Raw genomic sequence first — 8,991 nt, 5'->3', positions numbered from 1 at the left:
GGGTAGGGGCGGCGGGGGCGAACCCCGGGTCGCCGCGCTGCGGCGTTTCGCCGCGGCCGGGCGGCGTCACCGGGCGCTGCATCTCGCCGGATGCGCCGCCCTGCTGGCCGTGGCCCTCACCGCCGGCTCCATCGCCCTCGGCGCGGCCCGCGACAACGCCGGCCAGAGCGTTGCTCCTGCCTCCGCCGCCGTCTCCCCCGGCCTCCTCGCAACCGGCGACCTGGACGCCGGCATCGTCTCCCTCCAGGCCCACCTCCGCGACCAGCCAAGGGACTTCGGCGGCTGGTCGACCCTCGGCCTCGCCTACGTCGAACAGGCCCGCACCAAGGGCGACCCCTCCCGCTACCCCCAGGCCGAGCAGGCTTTCAAGCGCTCACTCACCCTCTCCCCCGACAACGACCAGGCCCTCGCCGGCCGCGCCGCCCTCGCCGCCGCCCGGCACGACTTCGAGGACGCCCTGAAGTACGCCGACCAGGCCCTGAAGGTGAACCCGTACAGCGAACGAGCCCTGTGCACGCGGGTTGACGCCCTGGTCGAGCTCGGCCGCTACGCCGACGCCGCCAAGGCCGCCGACACCGCCGACGACCGCCGCCCGGGCATCCCGGTCTTCACCCGGTACGCGTACGTGCGCGAACTGCGCGGCGACGTCCGCACGGCCGAGCGCGTGCTGGAGCAGGCACTCTCCTCCGCCGTCTCCCCCGGCGACCTCGCGTACGTCGCCACCCAGCTGGGCCAGCTCGCCTGGAACCAGGGCGACTACGACACGGCCCTCACCCACTTCGCCCGCGCCCTCGCCGCCGACGAGAACTACGTCCCGGCGCTGGAGGGCCGTGCCCGCGCACAGGCCGCGAACGGCGACAAGGCCGGCGCGCTCAAGGGCCTGAAGGACGTCGTCTCCCGCTACCCGCTGCCCGGCCCGCTCGTCGAACTCGGCGAGCTGTATGAGTCGGCCGGCGACCAGGTCAAGGCCGACGACCAGTACGCCCTCGTCGACGCCTGGACGGCCCTGGCCCGCGCCAACGGCGTCAACGCCGACCTCGACACGGCCCTCGCGGCGGCCGACCACGGCGACAAGGCGTCCGCGCTGCGGGCCGCCCGCGCCGAATGGGACCGCCGGCAGACCGTGCACACCGCGGACGCCCTCGCCTGGGCGCTGCACGTCAACGGTAAGGACGCCGAAGCCCTCCCCTACACCCGCAAGGCCACGGCCACCGGCTACCGCAACGCCGCGTTCCTCTACCACCGCGGCGTCATCGAGCGCGCCACGGGCCACGCCGAGGACGCCCGCGAGCACCTGCGCGCCGCGCTCCGGCTGAACCCCGGCTTCTCCCCGCTGGGCGCCCGGGACGCCCGCACGGCACTCAAGGACCTGGAGGCGGCCAAGTGACTCCCCGTCGACTGTTCGCCTCCGGCGCCGCCGCCTTGACGGCGGCCTGCGCGCTCGCGCTGTTCGCCTCCCCTCCCGCGAGCGCGCACCCCCTCGGCAACTTCACGGTCAACCGCTACGACGGCCTGGTCGTCGCCCCCGGCGAACTGCGCGTCCTCCACGTCGAGGACCTCGCCGAGATCCCGGCGACGCAGGCCAAGCCCGACATCGAGAAGGCGGGCATGGCGGCGTGGGCCCGGCAGCGCTGCGAGAGCGCGGCGCGGGGCAGCGAGGTCACCGTGGACGGCCGTGGGGTCGATCTGGCGCTGCGGAGCAGCCACGCGCGCGTGCGGCCCGGTCAGGCAGGGCTCGACACGCTCCGGGTGGAGTGCCGGCTCTCGGCGCCGCTTTCCGAGGACGCCACGGCCGGCCTCGGCTTCCGGAGCGCGGGCGCGGAATCCGGCCCCGGATGGCGGGAGATCACGGCTCGCGGCGACCGTATGACGCTCACCGCGTCGGACGTGCCGAAGGAGTCGGTCTCCGGCGAACTGACCACGTACCCGCAGGAGCTGCTCTCCTCCCCGGCCGACACCTCGGCCGCCTCCCTGCGCGTGCGCCCCGGCGGCCCGGCCCTCGCCGAGTCCGAGCAGGACGCCCCCGCCGCCTCGGTCCTGCCGCGCGGCGCCGACCGCTGGACGCGGGCCCTGGACGGCCTGGTCTCCCAGCACGACCTCACCTTCGGCTTCGGCGCGCTCGCCCTGCTCATCGCGGTCTTCCTGGGCGCGATGCACGCGCTCGCGCCGGGCCACGGCAAGACCATCATGGCCGCGGTCGCGACGGCACGCGGCGGCCGGGCACGCCTGAAGGACGTCATGCCCCTGGCCGCCTCGGTGACGGTCACCCACACCCTGGGCGTGGTCGCCCTGGGCCTGCTGATCACGGCCGGCTCGGCGGCGGCGCCCTCGGTGATCACCTGGCTGGGCATGGCGAGCGGCGCCCTGGTGATCGCGGCGGGCGCCACCCTCGTACGCCGGGCCTGGCACATCCACCGGCACGGCTACGGGCACGGGCCCGCACCCGACCATGCGCACGACGACGAACACACCCACCCGCACGACCACGACCATCCGCACGGCGGCCCCGGACACAGCCACTCGCACGACCACGGCGACCACGCTCACGAACACACCCACGAGACGGACCACGCTCACGACCGCCAACCGGTCCTCGTCGCCGCACACACCCACACCCCCGCGCAGGCTCCGGCGCCCACACGTGCCCACACCCACTCGCACGCCCCCACACGCGAGCACACGCACCCCCACGCCCCGCAAGGGCACACCCACAAGCACGGCCTGCTCACCCACACCCACGGCGGCTTCACCCACACCCACTCCACCGCCCCCACCCTGCGCGGCACGATCCTCCTGGGCTTCGCCGGTGGGCTCGTGCCCAGCCCCTCCGCGGTCGTCGTGCTCGTCGGCGCGGCGGCGCTCGGCAAGGCGTGGTTCGGGCTGCTGCTCGTCGTGGCGTACGGCGTCGGGCTCGCCCTGACCCTCACCGCGGCCGGGTTCGCGGTCGTCAAGCTGGGTACGGGGGTCACGCGGGTACTGGACAAACGCCCCCGCTGGACCGCCCACCCGGCCACGACCTTCCTGCGCAGGACCGCCCCGCTCGCCTCCGCACTCCTGGTCGTGCTGCTCGGGGCGGGATTGGTGTTCCAGGGGGCGGCATCCGTACTCGGCTGAGCTACTTTTGGGAAGAAACAGCACGGAGTGGAGATATCGCACGGATGCGAATGGGGGACGCCCGTGTCCGAAGAACACGGCAGTGAACGTGTGATCGCGGGCCGCTACCGCCTCCTGTCCCCGCTCGGCGAGGGCGGCATGGGCACCGTGTGGCGGGCCCGCGACGAGGTGCTGCACCGCGAGGTCGCCGTCAAGGAGGTGCGCGCGCCGCACGGGCTGCCGGCCCCGGAGGTCGAGCGGATGTACGCCCGGCTGGAGCGGGAGGCATGGGCGGCGGCGCGGGTCGCCAACCGCAATGTCGTCACGGTGTACGACGTGGCCACGCAGGACGGCCGGCCCTGGATCGTCATGGAGCTGGTCCGCGGCATCTCGCTGGCCGAGCTGCTGGACGCCGAGGGCCCGCTCACTGCGCAGCGCGCCGCGCACATCGGCGCCGAGGTGCTGTCCGCGCTGCGGGCCGCGCATGAGGCCGGGGTGCTGCACCGGGACGTGAAACCGGCCAACGTGCTGCTGTCGAACGACGGCCGGGTCGTCCTGACCGACTTCGGTATCGCGATGGTCGAGGGCAGCTCGGCGCTGACCATGACCGGCGAGGTCATCGGCTCCCCGGAGTTCCTCGCGCCGGAGCGCGCGCTGGGCCGCACGCCCGGCCCGGAGTCCGACCTGTGGTCCCTCGGCGTGCTCCTGTACGCGGCCGTGGAGGGCAATTCGCCGTTCCGTCAGGACACTCCGCTGAGCACCCTGCGCGCGATCGTCGACGACGAGCTGCCCCCGCCCCACCGGGCCGGTCCGCTCGCCCCCGTCATCGAGGGGCTGCTGCGCAAGGACCCGGCCGAGCGGCTGCCGGCCCAGCAGGCGGAGCAGGACCTGCGGATCATCGGCGCGGGCGGGACGCTGCGCGCGGACGCCCCGCGGGCGACCCCGTACACCCCGACCGTCGCGGGGTTCCCGACGCCGTCGCAGACCGCCCCGACGGCCCCGGTCCCCTCACCGGGGCCGACCCGGCCCGTCGCCCCGGGCCCGTCGACGGCCCCCGTGCGCCCCGACCGCAACCGCCGCGCCGCCCTCACCCTGATCGCCGGGGTCACGGTCCTCGCGCTGGCGGTGGCAGGGCTGACGTACGCCCTCCTCAACCGCGAGGACGGCGGCGGCGAGGCGGGCGGCGAGGAGACCACCAGCCAGACCGGTGGCGGGACTTCACCGACCAGCTCGGAGGACCAGAACACCTCCGGCGGGGCCGAGAGCCCGACACCGAGTGCGAGCAGAACGAGCGCTCCCGCGCCGCAGTCCGTGAAGGTGACGCTGACGGGCTCGAATCTGGAGTACTCCGGGCCGTGTCCGCCGCCGAACGGTGAGGCTCCCGCCTTCACGGCGACGTTCACGGTGGGGCGGCTGCCGGCCGAGGTCAGCTATCGCTGGGTGTCCCAGGACGGCGACGTCATGGACCAGGGCTGGAAGACCCTGTCGTTCCCGGAGGGCGGGGGGCGGACCAAGCAGGACCGGGCGTTCGTGACGACATCCGCCGGGGATTCGAACAGCGGGACCTTCGAGAACGAGATCAGTGTCGAGGTCCGCGACCCGGTGGAGACGAAGTCCAACTCGGTGCCGTTCTCGGTGACATGTGCGACGGAGACCCCGACGGGCGGGGTCTCGCAGACGCCAACCGCTTCGCCGACCTCGTAGGAGAGCCGGCCCGGCGGGGTCTCAGGCCGCGCTGTTCAGTACCGGGAGATATCCACCCGACTGGCCCGCGGCCGTCGGGTGGTACGACTCGGGGATGTTGAGCCAGTTGACGGAGTGCATCCACGAGCTGCCGGAGCAGAGCTCGTGCCCGGTGAAGGCGGGACGCACGTCGGCGAAGGTGAACCCGTGGTTCAGGGCGCGCTTCTCGGTCGCGGCGTCGATGTGGTCGGCGGCTTCGTTGAGCGCCCTGCGCTTGGTCTCGGACAGGCCGAGGCACCCCGACGCACCCAGCTTGTAGAAGCGGGGATAGCCGAGCACGACCACGTGGGCGGACGGGGCCTTGGACCGGATGGCCGAGTAGACGGTGTCGAGCCGGCCGGGCAGCGCCGAGTCGACGAACGCCTTGGCGGTGTTGATGCGGGAGACGCAGGCGCTGTCGGACTGGAGCACACAGGTCGTCATGATGTCGGCGAAACCGGCGTCGTTGCCGCCGATCGAGATGGACACCAGTGCGGTGGCGGAGTTGAGCGGACCGAGCTGACTGGCGGTCACATCACCCGTTTGAGCGCCCGAGCAAGCCGTGAAGTCGAACGACGAGGGTGAATTCGCGGCGGCCCACAGGTACGGGTACGCCTTCGTGCTGCGCTTGCAGTCGCCGCTGGAGCCGATGTAGCTGCCCGAGCCTAGGCCCGAGGAGTAGGAGTCGCCGAGGGCCACGTACCCGCCGATCGCGGCGGTGTCGGCGGCCTGCGCGGTGGCTGCCCCGGTGAGGGCGGAGCCGACGGCGAGGAGGAGTGAGGCGACGTATACGGAAAGTCGGGAACGTCTCATGGAACCTCCCTATAGCAGGATCACTGCCATAACCGTCGTACCAACTACGCGTGTTGACGGGAAGTGTCCATGCCAAGACTTTTCCGGGCATCGCGACGCTCTCCCTATGGGTTCACCATGAGATTGATTTCGTGTTCATGACAGGCTTGTTGACAGACCGTCAACTCCCTTGTCCGTCACCTTCGGACCACAGATCCTTTACCTCGGCTTGGGAACGGGAACGCGACGTTCCGAGGCCGTGCCCGCGATCACGCGCGCACCCCCCACAGACGCGCGCCCCACCAGGGCGCGCGCCGCCTAGAGGAGGACTCCCTCGTAATGGCACAACTGCGTAGCAACAAGCTCCGGCTCGCCGCGATAACCAGCCTGGCGACCGCCGCCCTGGTCGGTGGCCTCACGTCCCTCCCCGCCCACGCCGCCCCGGCCGAGGGCAAGGTCCTGGCCGCCGGCTCCCCCACGGCGGTCAAGGACAGCTACATCGTCACGCTCGACAAGAGCGCGGGCCTGAAGGCCTCCTCGGCCGCCGGCAAGGACCTGGTCGAGGAGTACGGCGGCACGGTGAAGAAGACGTTCACCAAGGCGCTGAACGGCTACACCGCCACCCTCTCGGCGACCGAGGCCAGACAGCTCGCCGCCGACCCGGCCGTGGCCTCCGTCGAGCAGAACCAGCGCGTCCAGGTGGCCGACACCACGCAGACCAGCGCCCCTTGGGGCCTGGACCGCATCGACCAGGCCGCCCTCCCGCTCTCGGGCACCTACACCTACCCGGACAGCGCGGGCAGCGGTGTGACGGCGTACGTCATCGACACCGGCGTACGCATCACCCACCAGCAGATCAGCGGCCGTGCCTCGTACGGCTACGACGCGGTCGACGGCGACACCACCGCCTCCGACGGCAACGGCCACGGCACCCATGTGGCCACCACCATCGCGGGCTCGACCTACGGTGTCGCCAAGAAGGCGAAGATCGTGGCGGTCCGCGTGCTCGACAACGCGGGCTCCGGCACCACCGCGGGCGTCATCGCGGGCATCGACTGGGTGACCAACAACCACTCCGGTCCCTCGGTCGCCAACCTGTCGCTCGGCGGCGGCGCTTCCACCACGCTGGACACGGCCGTGCGCAACTCCATCGCCAGCGGCGTGACCTACGCCGTCGCGGCCGGCAACAGCAGCGCCAACGCCTCCTCGTACTCCCCGGCCCGGGTCACCGAGGCGATCACCGTCGGCGCCACCACCAGCTCGGACGCGCGGGCCAGCTACTCGAACTACGGCTCGGTGCTGGACATCTTCGCGCCCGGCTCCTCGATCACGGCCGGCTGGTACACCAGCGACACCGCGACGAACACCATCTCCGGTACGTCGATGGCCACCCCGCACGTAGCGGGCGCGGCCGCCGTCTACCTGGCGAGCCACACCTCGGCCACCCCGGCCGCGGTCGCCTCGGCCCTGACGTCCGGCGCCACCTCCAACGTGGTCACCAGCCCCGGCAGCGGCTCCCCGAACCGGCTGCTGAAGCTCGTGCCGTGACCCACCACCGCACCACCTGAACCAGTGGTCCCCGCAGGCCCCACACCTGCGGGGACCGCGTGCGCGCGGGCGTGAAACGAACAGATGTCAAGAGGCCGTTCGCATCTTGACGACCGACGCGGCACTGAGCCACATTGAAGCCCGGCATCCGGCGCTTCAGGGGGCAAAGTCGCCAATGCAGACCTTACGTATCAAGACAGCTTCATCCAGAGCCGAGGCTCAGGACGGCGAGAGCGCGCGACCAGGACCGGGGAGGGACCTGACGCCGCTGCTCGCCGGCGCGGCGACGGCCGTGGGGGGAATCGGCGCGGTCCTCGCGCTCGTCGACTCGGGCTCGCCGCTGCGCGGTCCCTTCACGCTGTTCTTCCTGCTCGCCGCGCCGGCCGGGGCCATCGCCGCCGCACTGCGCGGGCTGGAACCCTTCGGCCGGACCGTGGCCTCGGTTGCGGGCGCGGTCGTCGTCAACATGCTGGTGGCCCAGGGCATGCTCGCCGTGCACCGGTGGTCCGTACCCGGCGGGATCGTGGCCGTGACCTCGATCAGCGCCCTGATTCTCCTGCTGGTTCTGCTGCGGCGGCTGCGCGGCCGTACGACGCGAAGGCGGACTGACTGACGTGGACATCAGTGTGTACCGCCCCGGGGAGCTCAGCTCCGCCGACCGGGCGGCATGGACATCGATGCAGTCCAAGGCGCATCTCCAGGGCTCACCCGAGCTGGGCAACCCGTTCCTGTCACCCGAGTTCGCGCTCGCGGTCGGCCGCTGCCGGCGCGGGGTGCGGATAGCGGTCGTACGGGAGGGCGGCGAGCCGGCCGCGTTCTTCCCGTTCCAGCGGACTGCGTCCGGCGTCGGCCGGGCCATCGGGCTCGGTGTCTCCGACGCCCAGGGCGTCGTGCACCGGCCCGGGTTCGGCTGGGACGCCCGGGAGCTGCTGAAGGCGTGCGGGCTCGCCGTATGGGAGTTCGACCACCTGGTGGAGGGCCAGGCGGCGTTCGACGCGGATACCTCCGGCACGTTCCCGTCCCCGGTCATGGACGTCGACCAGGGGTACGAGGCGTATCTCGCCCAACTCCGGGCCGAGTCACCGAAGTTCACCAGGACGACACTCGCCAAGGAGCGCAAGCTCAGCCGGGACCACGACGGCGTGCGGTATGTGCACGACGAGCGCGATCCGGCGGCGCTGCGCACGCTGATGGCCTGGAAGTCGGCGCAGTACCGCAGGACCGGGCGCAGCGACCGGTTCGCGCACGCGTGGATCACCCTGCTGGTGGACCAGCTGTTCCACACCCGCTCCGAGCCGTTCGCGGGGATCCTGTCGGTGCTGTACGCGGACGGCAAGCCGATAGCCGCGCACTTCGGGCTGCGCACCGAGCGGGTGCTGGCCTGCTGGTTCCCGGCGTACGACCCGGCGTTCTCGAAGTACTCGCCGGGCCTGGTCCTGCATCTGCGCATGGCCGAGGCCGCCGCCGCCGACGGCATCGCGTATCTCGATCTCGGCCGGGGCCAGAAGGAGTACAAGGACTCCCTGAAGACACGCGAGCTGATGGTGTCGGAGGGGTGGGTGACCAGGCGTCACCCGGTCGCGTTCGGACACCGGGCACGGCGTGCCCCGCTCCGGGCGCTGCGCAACACCGTGCAGACACGGCCGGAACTGTTCGAGCCGGCGGACCGGCTCCTCAAACGCATGGGGAAGATCCGTTCGGTACGTGGCTAACTCCGGTCAAAACCAACAAAAACGTGAGGGCTCGTTCCAGCTCTTGCCATACAGGCTCAATCGTCAATACCGTCGTACATCTCACCCGCATCGGACGGTCGGCAGCGGCTCTAGGGGAGGGCTC

Annotated in this window: 7 protein-coding genes; 6 read left to right on the top strand and 1 reads right to left on the bottom strand. The window is 72.1% G+C overall.

The features are described from left to right. The 3 genes from EAO75_RS22970 to EAO75_RS22960 all read left to right on the top strand — a co-directional run. Positions 1-1,387, top strand: a 1,387-nt coding sequence (locus EAO75_RS22970; RefSeq protein ID WP_147998031.1) for a tetratricopeptide repeat protein, incomplete at its 5' end; no start/stop codon positions are given. After that, positions 1,384-3,114 carry a nickel transporter gene (locus EAO75_RS22965; RefSeq protein ID WP_147996936.1) on the top strand — a complete coding sequence of 577 codons (1,731 nt, stop codon included), beginning with the start codon at positions 1,384-1,386 and terminating at the stop codon, positions 3,112-3,114. The genes EAO75_RS22970 and EAO75_RS22965, both read left to right, overlap by 4 nt. A gap of 63 nt (positions 3,115-3,177) precedes the next feature. Further along, a complete protein-coding gene (locus EAO75_RS22960; protein WP_147996935.1) occupies positions 3,178-4,797 on the top strand; it encodes a serine/threonine-protein kinase in 1,620 nt (539 codons plus the stop codon). Positions 4,798-4,818: 21 nt separating this feature from the next. Here EAO75_RS22960 and EAO75_RS22955 read toward each other — a convergent pair whose 3' ends face one another. Next, positions 4,819-5,628, bottom strand: coding sequence for an SGNH/GDSL hydrolase family protein (locus tag EAO75_RS22955; RefSeq protein ID WP_147996934.1), 810 nt, complete (start codon positions 5,626-5,628; stop codon positions 4,819-4,821). A gap of 318 nt (positions 5,629-5,946) precedes the next feature. On the opposite strand from EAO75_RS22955, the gene EAO75_RS22950 reads away from it, so the two are divergent. The 3 genes from EAO75_RS22950 (at position 5,947) to EAO75_RS22940 (ending at position 8,867) form a co-directional block, all read left to right on the top strand. Then, positions 5,947-7,155, top strand: a complete 1,209-nt coding sequence (locus EAO75_RS22950) for a S8 family peptidase (protein WP_147996933.1) — start codon at positions 5,947-5,949, stop codon at positions 7,153-7,155. Positions 7,156-7,330: 175 nt separating this feature from the next. Next, positions 7,331-7,768: a hypothetical protein gene (locus EAO75_RS22945; RefSeq protein ID WP_261989386.1), complete on the top strand. Its 438-nt coding sequence runs from the start codon at positions 7,331-7,333 to the stop codon at positions 7,766-7,768. Between the two features lies 1 nt (position 7,769). Next, positions 7,770-8,867, top strand: coding sequence for a GNAT family N-acetyltransferase (locus EAO75_RS22940; RefSeq protein WP_147996932.1), 1,098 nt, complete (start codon positions 7,770-7,772; stop codon positions 8,865-8,867). Positions 8,868-8,991: the final 124 nt, after the last annotated feature.

The sequence above is a fragment of the Streptomyces sp. UW30 genome (genome assembly GCF_008042075.1).
In the GTDB taxonomy this organism is placed as follows: domain Bacteria; phylum Actinomycetota; class Actinomycetes; order Streptomycetales; family Streptomycetaceae; genus Streptomyces.
Note: the sequence above shows the minus strand (reverse complement) of the source record. Positions and strands in the feature narration are given on the sequence as shown.

Coding starts and splice junctions, on each gene's coding strand:
- EAO75_RS22955 (WP_147996934.1), bottom strand. CDS start 5,628: ATGAGACGTTCCCGACTTTCCGTATACGTCGCCTCACTCCTCCTCGCC.
- EAO75_RS22950 (WP_147996933.1), top strand. CDS start 5,947: ATGGCACAACTGCGTAGCAACAAGCTCCGGCTCGCCGCGATAACCAGC.
- EAO75_RS22945 (WP_261989386.1), top strand. CDS start 7,331: ATGCAGACCTTACGTATCAAGACAGCTTCATCCAGAGCCGAGGCTCAG.